Source organism: Agromyces sp. NPDC058484 (genome assembly GCF_042720415.1).
Taxonomy (GTDB): Bacteria; Actinomycetota; Actinomycetes; order Actinomycetales; family Microbacteriaceae; genus Agromyces.
The window spans coordinates 12,890-27,821 of the sequence record NZ_JBHXMP010000013.1 but is presented as its reverse complement, the minus strand read 5'-3'; the positions used below and the strand labels follow the sequence as shown (position 1 = coordinate 27,821).

At 66.6% G+C, this 14,932-nt stretch carries 10 protein-coding genes and 2 pseudogenes; 9 read left to right on the top strand and 3 right to left on the bottom strand.

Annotated features, from left to right (window positions below; genetic code table 11):
• Window positions 1-10: 10 nt before the first annotated feature.
• The 7 genes from ACFWN7_RS11785 (at window position 11) to ACFWN7_RS11755 (ending at window position 9,781) form a co-directional block, all read left to right on the top strand.
• On the top strand, window positions 11-2,011 hold the full coding sequence (locus ACFWN7_RS11785) for a hydantoinase/oxoprolinase family protein (protein ID WP_376939002.1): 2,001 nt from the start codon (window positions 11-13) through the stop codon (window positions 2,009-2,011).
• Window positions 2,008-3,648 (top strand): hydantoinase B/oxoprolinase family protein, encoded by a 1,641-nt coding sequence (locus ACFWN7_RS11780; protein ID WP_376939001.1) that lies wholly within the window; start codon window positions 2,008-2,010, stop codon window positions 3,646-3,648. The genes ACFWN7_RS11785 and ACFWN7_RS11780 overlap by 4 nt, the downstream gene beginning before the upstream one ends.
• A complete protein-coding gene (locus tag ACFWN7_RS11775; RefSeq protein ID WP_376939000.1) occupies window positions 3,645-4,976 on the top strand; it encodes an MFS transporter in 1,332 nt (443 codons plus the stop codon). The genes ACFWN7_RS11780 and ACFWN7_RS11775 overlap by 4 nt, the downstream gene beginning before the upstream one ends.
• A gap of 807 nt (window positions 4,977-5,783) precedes the next feature.
• Window positions 5,784-6,590, top strand: coding sequence for an N-acyl homoserine lactonase family protein (locus ACFWN7_RS11770; RefSeq protein ID WP_376938999.1), 807 nt, complete (start codon window positions 5,784-5,786; stop codon window positions 6,588-6,590).
• A complete protein-coding gene (locus ACFWN7_RS11765; RefSeq protein ID WP_376938998.1) occupies window positions 6,587-7,813 on the top strand; it encodes a Tm-1-like ATP-binding domain-containing protein in 1,227 nt (408 codons plus the stop codon). The genes ACFWN7_RS11770 and ACFWN7_RS11765 overlap by 4 nt, the downstream gene beginning before the upstream one ends.
• Entirely contained in the window at window positions 7,810-8,415 is a 606-nt protein-coding gene (locus ACFWN7_RS11760; protein ID WP_376938997.1) for a class II aldolase/adducin family protein, read from the top strand. The genes ACFWN7_RS11765 and ACFWN7_RS11760 overlap by 4 nt, the downstream gene beginning before the upstream one ends.
• Before the next feature lie 97 nt (window positions 8,416-8,512).
• Window positions 8,513-9,781, top strand: a complete 1,269-nt coding sequence (locus ACFWN7_RS11755; RefSeq protein ID WP_376938996.1) for a cytosine permease — start codon at window positions 8,513-8,515, stop codon at window positions 9,779-9,781.
• Here the strand turns inward: ACFWN7_RS11755 and ACFWN7_RS11750 are convergent.
• The 3 genes and pseudogenes from ACFWN7_RS11750 to ACFWN7_RS11740 form a co-directional block, all read right to left on the bottom strand.
• A pseudogene (locus tag ACFWN7_RS11750) lies at window positions 9,760-11,240 on the bottom strand (amidohydrolase). The gene ACFWN7_RS11755 and the pseudogene ACFWN7_RS11750 sit on opposite strands and share 22 nt — an antisense overlap.
• 217 nt (window positions 11,241-11,457) lie before the next feature.
• Window positions 11,458-12,903 (bottom strand): NAD(P)/FAD-dependent oxidoreductase, encoded by a 1,446-nt coding sequence (locus tag ACFWN7_RS11745; RefSeq protein WP_376938995.1) that lies wholly within the window; start codon window positions 12,901-12,903, stop codon window positions 11,458-11,460.
• A 122-nt stretch (window positions 12,904-13,025) separates the two neighbouring features.
• A pseudogene (locus tag ACFWN7_RS11740) lies at window positions 13,026-13,465 on the bottom strand (XRE family transcriptional regulator); the annotation flags it as partial.
• On the opposite strand from ACFWN7_RS11740, the gene ACFWN7_RS11735 reads away from it, so the two are divergent.
• A complete protein-coding gene (locus ACFWN7_RS11735; RefSeq protein ID WP_376939083.1) occupies window positions 13,355-13,630 on the top strand; it encodes a cell wall-binding repeat-containing protein in 276 nt (91 codons plus the stop codon). The pseudogene ACFWN7_RS11740 and the gene ACFWN7_RS11735 overlap by 111 nt on opposite strands.
• A gap of 362 nt (window positions 13,631-13,992) precedes the next feature.
• Window positions 13,993-14,892, top strand: a complete 900-nt coding sequence (locus tag ACFWN7_RS11730) for a LysR family transcriptional regulator (RefSeq protein ID WP_376938994.1) — start codon at window positions 13,993-13,995, stop codon at window positions 14,890-14,892.
• Window positions 14,893-14,932 lie beyond the last annotated feature (40 nt).

Sequence of the window (14,932 nt, the reverse complement as noted above, 5' to 3'; positions counted from 1 at the left end):
AGGAGGAACGATGCGGATCGGAATCGAGTGCGGCGGCACCTTCACCGACATCGTCGTCGTCGACGACCGTGGGCAGATCGTCGCGACCAACAAGGTCTTCTCGACCCCCGACGATCCCTCGATCGCGGTCATGGAAGGCGTCGACGGGCTGCCTGACGGACTCGCCGACGGTGCGGCGCTGCTGCACGGCAGCACCATCGCCACGAACGCGCTCCTCGAGCGCAAGGGCGGCCCGATCGGACTGATCACCACCAAGGGGTTCCGAGACCTGGTCTTCCTCCAGCGGCAGGACCGCACCCGCATGTACGACCTCGGCTACGCCAAGCCGCAACCGCTGGTCGCCCGGCAAAACATCGTCGAAGTCTCCGAGCGCGTCGCCGCTGACGGCACCGTCCTGCGGGGGATCGATGACGACGATCTCAATCGGGCGATCACGACGCTGGCCGAGTCCAACGTGGCAGCGATCGCAGTCTGCCTGCTCCACTCCTATGCGAACCCGGAACATGAGCGCCGCGTCGCGGCGGCGATCACCGAGGCCGGGCTGACGGTACCGGTCTCCCTCAGCCACGAAGTCGTGCGGGAGTTCCGCGAGTACGAGCGCACCACAACCACCGTCGTGGACGCGTTCATCCGACCCCGGGTTGGCGCCTATCTCACGAACCTGCGTTCGGATGTCGCGGCTCGCAGTGTCCGGTCGATGTCGGTGATGCAGTCCAACGGTGGCATCGTGCCACCTGAAGCGGCGATCGCCCGGCCGGTGACCATGCTCCTGAGCGGGCCGGCCGCAGGCGTCAGCGGCGCGGTCACCATCGCGTCCGCGGCCGGAGTCGGGCGCATCATCACGATGGACATGGGCGGCACCAGCACGGATGTCTCATTCGTCGAGGGCGACGAGCCAGAACTCGCCACCGAGACCACCGTCGACGGGTTGACGCTGCGGGTGCCGCTGGTGGACATCCACACGGTCGGCGCGGGCGGCGGCAGCATCGTGCACATCGACGCAGGCGGCCTGCTCTCGGTCGGCCCGGAGAGCGCCGGCGCCGCACCCGGGCCCGCCTGCTACGGCCGGGGCGGCACCCGCCCCACGATCACCGACGCCAATCTCCTGGTCGGCGCGATGCCCGCCGAGGCCCGCCTGGCCGGCCGGTTCGCCCTCGACCGAGACGCCGCGCACCGCGCGTTCGAACCCCTCGCTGCCGCGCTCGGTCGACCAGTCGAGCAGGTCGCCGCAGATGCAATCCAGCTTGCGAACGTGACGATGGCCGGCGCCATCCGCGAAGTCTCACTGGAACGCGGGCACGAACTCGAAGGGGCCGCGCTGATCGCCTACGGCGGGGCGGGCGCCTTGCACGCGGCATCCGTCGCCGACGAACTCGGCGTGGACCGGGTGCTCGTGCCCCCGCACGCCGGCCTCACCTCGGCCTACGGACTCTTGACAGCATCATTCAAGCGGGACTTCTCGGTGACCTGGTTCCAGCCCGACCTGGCGGATGTCGGAACCGGGCAACTCGCCGACGCCTGTCACGACATCGCAGAAACCGCCCGAGACGAGATCGCCGAATCCGGCGTCGCAACCGGAGAACTCACCGAGTCGTGGCTCGCGGACATCCGCTACCGCGGCCAGGGCTTCGAACTGTCTGTGCCGTTCACCCCGGGGGAGGACCCCGAAACGCTGCTCGAGCGGTTCCATGCCGCGCACCAGCGGCAGTTCGGGCACTCCAGCGACCAGCGCACAGCACAGCTGGTCACCCTCCGGCTCCGCCTGATGGGCCCCAAGCCGCCGACCGCGGGGACCGAGATCTCACGCGTCGACGAACCGGCCAGGACCACCTCGATGGTGATCGCCGGCGCGCGGCTGGACGCGCCGTTGCTGCACCGCGGCGGCCTCATCCAACCGGTCGAGGGGCCTGCCGTCATCGCGGATGAAACCTCGACGACCCTGGTGCCCGCCGGCTGGCAGGCGACCCTCGACCCCCACGGCAACATCCTCCTCGAACGGAGCAGCTCATGAGCCAGCACCAACTCGGCCTGTTCAAGTCGGCCTTCGAGTCCCTTGCCCGCGAGATGGCGGTCAACCTCAGGCGCGCCGCGTTCTCATCGATCGTTCGCGAGGCCAGGGACTTCTCGGTGGCGTTCGCCGACGCCCGCGGCGCGATCGTCGCGCAAGCCGAATGCATCCCGATCATGACCGCTGGTGTGTCGATCGCGCTGCAGCACGCCCTTGCCGACATCGACGTCGCGGCGCTGACCGACGACGACGCCATCCTGTACAACGACCCCTACAAGGGTGGCCAGCACCTTCAGGACCTGTACCTGTTCAACCCGATCTTCCTCGCCGGCAAGCTCGTCGGGTTCGCTGCGACCACCGCACACCACGTCGATATCGGTGGCGCGTTCGCCGGCCTCAGCGCCGATGCGACCGAGATCTACCAGGAGGGCCTGCGGCTACCGGTGTCGACCTTCTCCCTTTCGAAAGACTGGGGGGAACGGGGTTTCGTTCGCCGCATCATCGAGGCGAACGTCCGCGTTCCGCACCTGGTCATCGGGGATCTGGAAGCTCAGCTCGCGGCGAACCGCATCGCACAGGTGAGGTTCGCCGAGATCGCCAACCGCTACGGAGCCCAGCCCACCCTCGACGCCATGCAGGAACTGCAGGACTACTCGGAACGACGCTTCCGCGCGGCCATCCGAGCGATCCCCGACGGGCGGTACACCGCGTCCGACTTCGTCGACGGCGAACCATGGGGTGCCGGGGACATCCCGATTCAGGTGGAACTCACCGTCGCGGCAGACGAGATCACGGTGGATCTTCGCGGCAGCGGCCCACAGGTGGTCGGCAACGTCAACTGCCCCTACGCGTCCACGATCTCAGCGGTACAGAGCGCCATCCGGTGCATGATCAGCGACACCGACATCCCCTTCAATGAGGGATGCAACCGGCCGATCACCGTGCTCACGGACTACGGCTCGATCCTCAACCCGGCGCCGCCCGCGGCGGTGCGGGCCAGGCTCACCCCCGCCAGCCGCGTGTTCAACGTCGTCGTCCGCGCCATGGGCGATGCGATTCCGGATGCCGCGGTCGCGACCGGGTTCGACACGACCACCGCCTTCGCGATCAGCCGTCTCGCGGAATCGGGCGACTACCAAGTCGTCGTCGAGATCCTCGGTGGCGGTTGGGGCGGATGCCAGACGCACGACGGCGCCGACGCGCTTGACAATCCCATCTCGAACTGCGCGAACGCTCCGATCGAATCTCTCGAGACCGACTACACCCACTTCGCCATCACCGAGTACTCCCTCGTCGAGGAAAGCGGTGGGGACGGCGGGCACCGCGGCGGGCTCGGCATCCGCAGGGTCTACGAAGCCCTCGACGACGGTGTGCAGATCGCCGGGTACTCCGACCGGCACCGCTCCGGGGCGCCAGGCCTCCACGGCGGCAACGCGGGCGGCGTCGGCCGATTCCGGGTGATGCGGGCCAACGGCACGACCGAACCGATCGCATCGGTGTTCAGCGGCATCCTCGACCGCGGCGACCGCATCGAGATCCTCACCGGCGGCGGCGGCGGAATCGGCGAGCCTGCCGCACGATCCCGCCAGGCACGACAATCCGACACCATCAACGGCTATGCAAAGGAGCAGAAGCTATGAGCACCACACCAACCCAGGCGACGTCGATGAGACGAGTCGCCGGGGCAGCCGTCATCGGCACCGCCATCGAATGGTACGACTTCTTCATCTACGCACAGGCCGCGGTCATCGCCCTGAACGTGGTGTTCTTCCCCGAAGTCACCCCGCTGATCGGCGTCCTCATCCTGTTCGCATCCATGGGCGTGGGCTTCGTCGCCCGACCCCTCGGCGCGATCATCTTCGGACACATCGGCGACCGGATCGGTCGCAAGAAGACCCTCATCATGACGCTGCTGCTCATGGGCTTCGGCACATTCGCGATGGGTCTGTTGCCCGGATACGATCAGGTCGGGGTGATCGCACCCATCCTTCTCGTGACACTGCGACTGGTTCAGGGACTCGCCGCCGGCGGGGAGTGGGGCGGGGCCGCGCTGATCGGCGTGGAGCATGCCCCCCCGCAGAAGAAGGCACTGTTCGGCTCTTTCGCGCAGATGGGCTCCCCGATCGGTCTGATCCTGGCGACCTCGGTGATGATCGGCGTGAACGCCGCATTCGGACCCGAAGCGATGCAGGAATGGGCATGGCGGATCCCGTTCCTCGCCTCCATCGTCCTCGTCCCGATCGGGTTCATCATCCGGTCCAAGGTGGCGGAAAGCCCCGAGTTCCTCGCGCTCTCGGCACGTGAGCACAAGCGATCCGTTCCTCTTGTGCAGCTCTTCAAGTTCCAGACACCGCACCTCCTTGTCGGCATCGGGTCGTTCTCTGCGGTGTTCCTCACCTACTACCTGATGACGAGCTTCATGCTCGTCTACGCGATCGATGAAGTCGGGATCTCTTCGGCGTTCTCTCTGCCTGCGAACATCGTTGCAGCGGTCGTCGAAGGCATCTTCATCGTCGTGGCGGCCGTGCTGAGCGTGCGCATCGGCACGAAACCGATCAATGTCATCTCAGCGATCGGGCTGCTCGTCTGGGCGTTCCCGTCCTTCTTCCTGGCCGCCGTTGCTCCGCCGTGGGGTCTGTACATCGCGGTCGGAGTTTCGATGATCTTCGTCGGCGCCGCCTACGGCGTGCTCGCATCGGACGTCGCTCGACTCTTCACCACCGACACCCGCTACACCGGGGCATCCCTGTCGTACCACCTCGCGGCAGTCGTCGGCGGTGGCCTCGCACCGATCGCAGCGACCGCGATCCTCCAAGCAACCGGGGGAGGCATCTTCTACATCGCACTCATCCCGGCGGTCACGGCCGTGATCATGCTGGTCTGCGTGCTCATCCTCCCGCGGCTCCAGCAGCCGGATGTCGCGCACGACCAAGCCACAACCGCCGATCGAAAGCTGGAGCGCGTCTGACCACCGGCCACGGTCGCCAACTGTAGCGATCGACAACTGCGCTGACCTCCGTGCGGGGTGGGGTTTCAAACCCACACGCCGCGCGGGGGTCTTCGTTGGGTATTGAACAATAAAGCACGTACGGGCGGGAGGCCCGACGGGAGTCGGGCTTAGGCTGGCTGCCCTGCGCCTACGTCAAGGGTGAACTCGCGATCGGTGAGGAATGGGCGCGACGATGCGGCGGATGGTGCGGATGACGTCAGAGGGATCAGGTCGGTTCGGTGCAACGAGTGATCACGCAGTACGCCTATAGGGCTCCCTGTCTGGGATGTCCAGCACCGTGGCGGCCAAGGTCGCTGCATGCGTTCCCAACGATGGGGAGCGCTATGGCGAGGTTTCTTCGGGTATCGCGGTCCTCGAGGCCAGAGCCCGACGCGTGGCGGAGGAGCGGGCGCGTATGAGCCGTGGTGGTATTGCTGTTCTGCCTCGCCGACGTTGCGCCACCGACGCTCCCGGATGGGGCCTGTGGGCGGCGGCTCGCGCGGCGGCGGCCGTGATGCCCCGGTCGCAGCCGCCGGTCGGCTCGCCGCGATAGGCATTCATCAGCTGAGTTGCGCTCGCGGCGACGGCAGCGATCCGAGCAGTCTGCGGCCGCCTTCCCTTCCGCGCGATAGCTATTTCCTATATATGAGGACGCGAATGCGTCGTTGTCCCTTTCGCCCTTGTCTGCGATCGTCGGTATATACCGCAGCGGACAGCCATGTCGCATTTCCGGGACCAACAACCGGGCACGCCAAGACCGCCGCACCGACCATGCGAGGAGTAGCCGTGACCAGTTTGACGATCCGACCGCTGAATACGGGATTCGTCACGACCGTGCCCGCGCAGTATCTGTTCCATCACTCGGTTCATCCCTACGTCGACGGCGCCACGCATGATCGGGTGGAGATCCCGGACTTCGCATTCCTCGTCGAAGGGGGCGAGGAGCTGATGTTGGTCGATACGGGCATGAGTTGGACGGAGCGTGCGTCGAAGTACCACCATCCGGGCTCGCACCAGCCGGACGGGATGGCGATTCATGAGCGGTTGGCTGCGTTGGATATCCGGTGCGAGGACATCGGGGTCATTGCGATCACCCATCTGCATTGGGACCACTCGTATTACCTGGAGAAGTTCACGAACGCCACGATCTACGTGCATGAGCGTGAACTCGCGTTCGCTGAGAACCCGATTCCCATGTATTACAAGTCGTACGAGAATGAGGCGATCGGCGTCACTCCGCACTTCGCAGGCGTGGACTTCACGACCGTTGTGGGCGAGCGGGAGCTCATCCCCGGCGTGCGGGTGTTCGAAACGCACGGGCATTCCCCGGGTCATCTCTCGGTTGAGGTCGACACCGCGGCCGGTAACTTCGTCTGCTCCGGTGATTCGATCTTCTGTCCGGAGAATCTCGAGCCGATCCCTGAACTCGGCTACGACATCACGCCGCCGGGACGCTACGTTGATGCGATCGGGATGTGGAACTCGATCGTCGCCCAACGCGATCGGGTCGCTGATCCGAGCTTCATCCTCGGGGCGCATGACCGTCCACTCCTCGACCGGATCCGTGAGACGCCTGTGCTGGGGCTTGTATGAACACGATCGCAGTGCTCGCGAGCAGTGACACGAAACAGGCGGAGATCGGGTTCGTTTCCAGCCAGATCACCGCGAACGGCGGCCGTCCGCTGACCATCGACATCAGCACGTCGAGAGCGCATGAGTCCTCGTCGAACATCCGGCGGGAAGAGGTCGCGGAGGCGGCCGGATACCGCTGGACAGAGATCGTCGACCGGCCCAAAGACTTCCTTCTCGATGTCATGGCGAAGGGAGCGGTGGAACTGTTCCAGGAGCTGCATTCGTCGAACAGGATCCAGGGTGCGCTGGGCCTGGGAGGACTGCAGAACACGACCATCGCGGCACGAGCGATGCAGGCGCTGCCGATCGGGGTGCCGAAGCTCATCGTCTCCACGGTCGCGTGCGGGACCCGCACCTTTGACGCGATCGTCGGCACGAAGGACATCACCGTGATGCCGTCCATCACCGATCTCGCCGGGTTGAACCCGATCAGTGAACGAGTCCTCGCGAATGCGGCCGCAGCGGTGACCGGGATGGTGGATGCCGGGGGCCGTCAGATCGTCGTGCCCAAGCGTTCCACCGTCGGGACCACGCTCATGGGAGCAACGAACGACGGGGTCGCCCGGGCGGTGGCGGAACTGGAGACCGCCGGCCTGGCGGTGATGTCCTTCCACGCGACCGGGGTGGGCGGCCAGATCCTCGAGGAGCTCGTGGGCGACGGGACGCTCGCGGCAACGATGGACCTGACCCTGCACGAAATCGTCTACGAGTACCTCGGTGGCGGATTCGGAGCCGGCACTGAGAACCGTCTCACCGCGGCCGCGGAGGCCGGGATCCCGATGGTCGTCGCTCCTGGCGGTCTGGACTTCATCTGCCAATGGCGCGGTGAGCTCTTTCCGGATGCCGCTGACCGGAAGGTCATCTGGCACAACGCGCAGCTGGCCCACGTGAAGCTCACCGAGCTCGAGGCCCGCGCGATCGCCCGGCTGGTCGTGGAACGGCTGAACCAGGCCCGCGGACCGGTCACCGTGCTCCTTCCCACCCAAGGGTTTCGGACCTACGCACGCCCCGGCGAAGCGCTGCATGACCCGGTCGTGGACGCCGCCATCCTGGAAGAGTTCCGAACGGGTCTGGCGCCGACGATCCGTGTGCGGACCGTCGATGCGAACCTCATCGACCCCGAGTTCGCACACGTCGCAGCCTCGGAGATGCTCCGCCTCATCGAACTCGAAGGGGCGGCGTGAACGTGACCATCGCATACGCGGAGGAGCGCCACGCGGTCATCGCGGCACAGCGACGCTGCTGGGAGCAGAAGATGCAATCCGGGAACGGCGGCAACGTCAGCGTGCGTGTCGCGGGAAGCGACCTCATGGCGGTGAAGGCTACCGACTGCTCGTTTCAGGGCGAGGATGTGGAAGCGGTCGTGATTGCCCGTCTGACCGGCGCACTCGTCGACGGGACCCGCACACCGACGAAAGAAGCACTGCTGCACGGCGCGATTTACGCCGCACGTGCCGATGTCAACGCGATCGTCCACTGCCACTCGCCATGGGCAGTTGGCTGGTCGTTGACGGGTCGTGCGATACCGAATGTCACCTACCACTCCGAGCTGAAGCTGGGCGGCCCCGTGCCGGTCATCGACACCGGGAGTTACTCGGTGGCGGCCCACCAGATCGACACCGTGCTTGCCGGTTTCGACTCGGCGTCGGGCCTGCGGGCGGTCGTGCTCCAAGGACACGGGCTCGTCGCGATCGGACGTGACATCGACGACGCACTGTGCACGGCCGAATTGGTCGAAGAGACGGCGCACATCGCGTTCGTTGGGTCGATGCTCGGCGAGCGATAGCTTCCGTCTATCGCAATAGAGCCAGAGTCGTACTCGTCACGTCGAGTACGCGACCGCCGGCTGGGGGTCGACTGGCAGGCTCCACGGTAGCGTCGGGATGGTCCCGCCCGAAGAGTTCGAGCAGGCCTACTACGCGACCTTCACCAGAGAGCCGTGTTTCATCAGTGGCGGGTTCGTTGCGGCATACCTCGGAGCGACCCAAGGGGCGTTGGCGATCATCGCCGGCACACTCATCGGCGTGTTCGTCGTGCTCCTCGCGGCACTCCCCGCGGCCAGTCGCTATGGAGTCGAAGCCGTTCGGTCGACGCGGCCCATCTTCGGCGTTCGCGGTTCCTTCTTGGCGGTTATGCTCGCCCTGGTCATCCTGGTGGGCTGGAATGCCGTGCTGATGATCTCGCTTGCCGAGGCGGCCGCGGCTGCTCTGGTGCAGATGGGCGTCATCGACGCAGCACAGACGAGCGTCTGGGCGGTGGTCTTCTCGCTGGTCGGTGTCGTCGCCGTCCATTTCCTGCTTCGACGGGGCAATACGACGCTTCGCTGGGCCGGGCCGGTCGTGGCGATCACCGTGCTGGTACTCGCCGTCTGGATCGGAGTCACGATCTTCGCGCAGTTCGGAGTGGACGAGATCTTCAGCGCCGAGGCTTTGGCTCCGTTCCCTGAGAACCGGGTCAACTTCATGCTGGTGATCGAACTCGGTGTCGCCGGAGGCATGTCCCGGTGGCCGTATGTCGGCGGCCTCACCCGAAACGCGAAGTCGATCCGGCACGCTGCGCTCCCCTCGATGGCCGGCCTCGGTCTGATGATGGGGTTGGTGCTCGCGATCGGCATGTTCGCGGCCCTCGCCCTGCCGGCGTCGGGCGGCGATCCGACCGCATTCCTCATCGAGATCGGCGGCCCGACCGTGTTCTCCGACCTCTTCATGGCGAACTACGGCGCGTTCATCACGCTCGCCGGGATCCTGCTGGGGCCGATCTGCGGGATTCAGATCGTCGACTACTTCTTCATCCGCCGTCAGGAACTGGATGTCCGTGGCTTGTTCTCCAACGATTCGTCGGGCCGGTACTGGTACTTCGCCGGCTTCAACCCGGCCGGACTCGTCTCGCTGCTTGTCGGCATGGCGACGTACCTCGTGCTGCTGGACCCGTTCACGTACGTCCCGGGCCTCGACCTCGGCCTGATCGCCGCGTCGATTCCCTGTGCCATCACCGCCGGCGTGAGCTACTTCGTGCTGATGCGCGTCGTACCCAAGCTGTGGGCGAGTCGTCTCCTGCCCCTCGCATCACGTCGGAGCCAGCCGCGTCGCGTCACCGATAGCGAGGACGCCTGGATCCCGTCGGCTCGGGTCTACGCGTCGGTCGACGCGTAGACCCGCTCGCCCTCGACGAACGTCTGCAGCACGCGGGTCGCTCCGATCTCGGACGGCGGCCCCGTGAACGGGTCGCGGTCGAGCACGACGAGGTCGGCGAACTTGCCGACCTCGACGGTGCCCGTGACGTCGTCGAGGTGGTTCACGAATGCCGAGCCGGCGGTGTACGCGGTGAGTGAGGTTGCGAGATCGATTGCCTGCTCGGGTAGGAACGCGTCGGTTCCGCTGCCGGCATGGCCCGGTGCCGCCCGGTTCACGGCCACGTGGATCGCTGCGAGCGGGTTCGGTGTCGAGACCGACCAGTCGCTTCCCGCGGCGAGCACCGCGCCCGATCGCTGCAGGTCACCGAACGGGTACTGCCAGGCGGCGCGCGGCGAGCCGAGGAACGGCAGGGTGAGGTCGACCATCTGGGGCTCGAGCGCCGCCCACAGGGACTGCATGTTCGCGACCACGCCGAGTTCGCGGAACCGTGGGATGTCCTCGGGGTGCACCACTTGGATGTGCGCGATGTGGTGGCGGTGGTCGTTGCGCCCGTTGCGGGCGATCGCGTGCTCGACGGCGTCGAGGCACTCGCGCACCGCGCGGTCGCCGATCGCGTGGAAGTGCAGTTGAAAGCCGAGTGCGTCGAGCTGTGGGACAGCGTCGTTGAGTACCGACGGCGGCACGAAGGAGATGCCCGAGTTGTCGGTGAAGTGGCCGTGCCCGTCGCAGTACGGTTCGAGCATCGACGCCGTGAAGTTCTCGGCCACCCCGTCTTGCATGATCTTGATGCTGGTCGCTGCGAATCGGCCACCGCGGTAGCGCTCGCGCCGTTCGACGAGCGCGTCGATCTGCTCGAGTCCGGCGGTGCGGTCCCACCAGAGCGCGCCGACCACCCGGGCGGTGAGCCGGCCGGATGCCGCAGCCGCGAGATACGCCGGGCCGGGATCGCCGGCATCGCCGTAGGGGCCGACGATCGCGTCCTGCCAGGCGGTCACGCCGAACGCGTGCAGGTACTGCTGGCCGAGCAGGAGCGCTTCGGTGATGGTTTCGACGCTGGTGTCGGGCAGGTGCCGGTTCACGAGGGTCATCGCGCCCTCGTGCAGGGTGCCGGTGGGGTTGCCGTCGGCGTCGCGCTCGATGCGCCCGTCGGATGGGTCGGGGGTGTTGCGATCGATGCCCGCCAGGCGCAGCGCCGCCGAGTTCACCCACGCGCCGTGGCTATCGCGTTCGGCAGGAACGCGGGACGGTCGGGCACGACCGTGTCGAGCGCCGACGCCGTCGGTGTGCCGCCCGGGAACGCCGACATCTGCCAGCCGCCGCCGAGCACCCAGGGCTCGTCGGCATGCTCGAGCGCGAACGACCCGATCCGCGCCAGATACTGTGCCTCGGTGCCCAACGGGGCCAGGTCGCACCGCATCAGGTTAAGCCCGCCCCACAGGGGATGCACGTGCGCGTCCTGGAAGCCGGGGAGGAGCATCCGCCCGCCGAGGTCGACGACCTCGGTACGTGAGCCGATCAAGTCGCGCACGTCGGCATCGGAACCGACCGCGACGATGCGCCCGCTCCGCACAGCGACCGCGGACGCAAGGGAGCGCACGGTGTTCGCAGTGAAGACGGGACCGCCGGTGAAGACGAGATCGGCGTGGGTCATATGCAACTCACCATGCCGGTCGGATGCAGACGCGCCGTGTCACTCACGAATCGAACCCCAATCCGAGTGCATCGAGCGTCTTCAGGAGGAGATTCCGCTTGCCTTCGTTATGGTCAGCCCGGTCGAGGGCCCAGCGCGTTGCGTTGATTCCGAGCGTCGCGGCGGGCTCCGGAGGAAACGGCAGGGGGCGCTTGCGTACCATCTCGAGCGACGTGCGTTCGTTGTCGCGGCGTTCGAGCAGGTCGAGCATGACCTCGGCGGCGAAGCGCGTCGATGCGACGCCCAGCCCGGTGAAACCGGCGGAGTAGGCGACGCGGTGGTCGCGTGCCGTTCCGAAGTACGTCGTGAACTGGGTGCTGGTGTCGACCGCGCCGGCCCACTGATGACTGAATTTCAGTCCCTCGAGTTGCGGGAAGGTGGTGAAGAAGTGGCTCGCGAGAAGTTGCCAGCTGGGGGGTCGGTACTCGTGGCGCTCGCGCACCTTTCGACCGGAGTGGTAGATCGCGTCATAGCCGCCGAACAGGATGCGGTTGTCCTTGGAGAGTCGGTAGTAGTGGAACTGGTTGGCGAGGTCGGCGATGCCCTGCCGGTCGTTCCATCCGATCGATGCGAGCTGGGCCGCCGAGAGCGGTTCCGTCATGAGCGCGTAGTCATACACCGGCACGGTCATCAGCCGGTTGCGCTTCAGCAGCGACGGGAACACGTTCGTCGCCAGCACCGCGCGTGCAGCGTCGACGCGCCCGCCGTCGGTGATCACGCTCACGGTGTCGGTGGAGCCCGGGGTGTCGAGCCGCTTCACGGGGGAGCGTTCGAAGATCTCGACACCACGCTCCTCCGCGACGCGGGCGAGCTCCGCGGCAAAGCGTGCGGGGTGCACCAGAGCGTCCGTGCCCTTCCGCCAGACTCCGCCGAGGTAGGTGGGGGAGTCCACCGAAGCTTGAACCGCCTCGCGGTCGAGGAAGACGATGTCCTCCGCCCCAGCTGCAGCATCGTCAACCTGCGAGCGGAGCCAGTCGACTTGGTGCTCCTCGACGGCGACGGAGAGCACTCCGTTGCGCTCGAACTGGAAGTCCATGCCGTACTTCGACTCACTCGCCTCGATGGCGTCGAGGTTCTCGAGCCCGAGACGGTCGAGCAGGGGCATCTCGTTCGGCCAGCGGGATACGCCGTTCTCATGCCCGTGCGTGAGGCTCGCTTCACAGAATCCGCCGTTCCGGCCCGAAGCCGCCCACCCTACCTGCCGTGCCTCGACGAGGGCGACGCGCGCGTCGGGGTTGCGCTCCTTCGCAAGCAGCGCAGTCCAGAGTCCGGAGTATCCACCGCCGACGACGACGAGGTCGGCGACTTTCGTGCCCGTGAGCCTCGGCCGGTTCGGTCTCAACGCCTCGGGCAGATCGTCGCGCCAGAAGACCGAGTGCCGGGTGTCGGCAAGCGCGTGCTCGATGACGGATGGCTTGGGGATGTTGCGTTCGAAGACGGTAGTGCCCACGGGCGATCACTTTCGATGTTGTCGGTATCAGTCCATCTTCGGATGCGGATCGATGCTCGTGCCACGTCTCATTGTCGCGAACGGGCTGCGCCGCCGGACGAGGTGTCCTATCCGGTGCCCGGTCATCCGCGCGGCGCGTGCGCCTCGAGGAACTGGTACACCTCGGTCTGGTCCACGCCCGGAAACGTGCCCGTCGGCAGCGCCGCGTGCAGGCTCGTCGGCGTGCGGGCGGCCGGCCACGAGGCATCCGCCCACTTTCGGCCAGCGTGCCCGGCGCCTGGCGGCAGCAGGACTCGTCGGGGCAGCGTGACACCGCACGATGCGGTGTCTCGCGCCCGCGGAACCACTTCACGTGCTCGAACGGCACCCCCACCGACACCGAGTACTCGCCCTCCTTGGCCTTCTCGATGCGCGACGTGCACCAGAACGTGCCCGACGGGGTGTCGGTGTACTGATACCAGGGGCTGAACCGGTCTTCGAGGTCGAAGGCGGTACGCGCCGTCCAGTTGCGGCACATCGTGGTGCCCTCGATCGCGCCGAGCTCCGGAACAGTTACACCGTCAGCCGATACGCCGGCGCGGACCGGTACTCAACCGGCGTCGAGATCAACCAGGCAGCGTTCCCCTCAGCCAGCACCGTGTACCTCGCCGTCGGCACCGGCTTCGCAGACGCACTCGCAGGTGGCGCACTGGCTGGAGCGACGAACTCACCGCTGTTCCTCGTATGAGCAAGTGCGTGCCACCAGTCGTGCTGAACCGAATCAACGCGCTGAACCCGACCACTGTGGTCCTCGTCCGCGGCACCGGCGTGCTGAGCAACGCCGTCGCGTCCCTGACCGAATGCGCCCCACCACCGCCACCCGCCCCACCGGCGCCGCCCAAGCCGAGCAAACCCCCGGTGCCTGCTGACGTCGATTGCAGTACTTCAGCACCCGGGCGGCCGCACAGAACTGATGGTGCGCGACGTGAGCCGTTACCGGCCCAGCGCCGCCTCGAGCTCCACCCGTTAACCGGCCGCTCCCCTCATCCTGTTCGACCCACGTGGAGTACCTCAGTCACGTAACGGGCCGCACCCACGGAGAATGTACGTATGGCCCGTTTCGGACATCGCCAGCTGGAGTATTTCATCGCGGTCGCCAACGCGGGATCATTTCGGCGAGCGGCTGAAGCACTCTACATCTCTCAGCCGTCGCTATCGACGCAGATCGGAGCGATGGAGCGCGAGCTCGGCGCCGCACTGTTCTACCGGCATGCCCGCGGGGTCAACCTGACCCCGGTGGGGAGAGTCTTGCTCCGGGAGGCACTCACGACGGTCGCCGCCGCTGACCGAGCATATCGACTGGCACGGCTGGCAGCGGATGGCAGTACAGGCGATCTGAAATTCGCGACGATCACGAGCATCGCCGCCGGCCTGGTGCCGCGCGCTCTCGAACGGTGGCGGATCAACCGGCCAGGTGCGCTGGTCAGCATGACCGAGTTCCGCAATCCGATAGCGCTCGAGCAGTCAGTTCGAGACGGCCAGTTCGATTTCGCCATCGGCCCGAAACCTGGAACGACGTTCGCCTATATGCAATCGCTTGGGGCAGAGGAGTTCGTCGTTCTCCTCCCGCGTGAAGATCCACTGTTGAAAGAGAAGCAAGTCTCGCTTGCGATGCTCTCGAAACGTCGGTGGGTGCTTTTCACCCCTGACAACGGGATCTTCCGAGTGCACGAGTCGATATTCGCGCGGGAGAACCTCATCATCGAAGGCGCCGCGTTCACCAGCCAGACCGATGCTGCGGTCAATCTGGCGGCGGCCGGTCTTGGTCCGACGATCGTCCCAAGCAACGCTGTCCCAGAGCACCTCAAGCCGAACCTGAGACCCTTCCACAACCGGTACCTGCGAGAAGTGTTCGCCTACGCACCGGACTCCTTGGACCCCTTCTCCGGCAGCTTTGTCACCGAGCTCGGCACGGTAGTCGCAGAAGACGCCACGGTTGGCGCCGACTAAAAGAACGAGTGGACCTGCCCCAGCCCCGGGGAACTGTGCG

Coding starts and splice junctions, on each gene's coding strand:
- ACFWN7_RS11780 (WP_376939001.1), top strand. CDS start 2,008: ATGAGCCAGCACCAACTCGGCCTGTTCAAGTCGGCCTTCGAGTCCCTT.
- ACFWN7_RS11785 (WP_376939002.1), top strand. CDS start 11: ATGCGGATCGGAATCGAGTGCGGCGGCACCTTCACCGACATCGTCGTC.
- ACFWN7_RS11765 (WP_376938998.1), top strand. CDS start 6,587: ATGAACACGATCGCAGTGCTCGCGAGCAGTGACACGAAACAGGCGGAG.
- ACFWN7_RS11775 (WP_376939000.1), top strand. CDS start 3,645: ATGAGCACCACACCAACCCAGGCGACGTCGATGAGACGAGTCGCCGGG.
- ACFWN7_RS11755 (WP_376938996.1), top strand. CDS start 8,513: ATGGTCCCGCCCGAAGAGTTCGAGCAGGCCTACTACGCGACCTTCACC.
- ACFWN7_RS11730 (WP_376938994.1), top strand. CDS start 13,993: ATGGCCCGTTTCGGACATCGCCAGCTGGAGTATTTCATCGCGGTCGCC.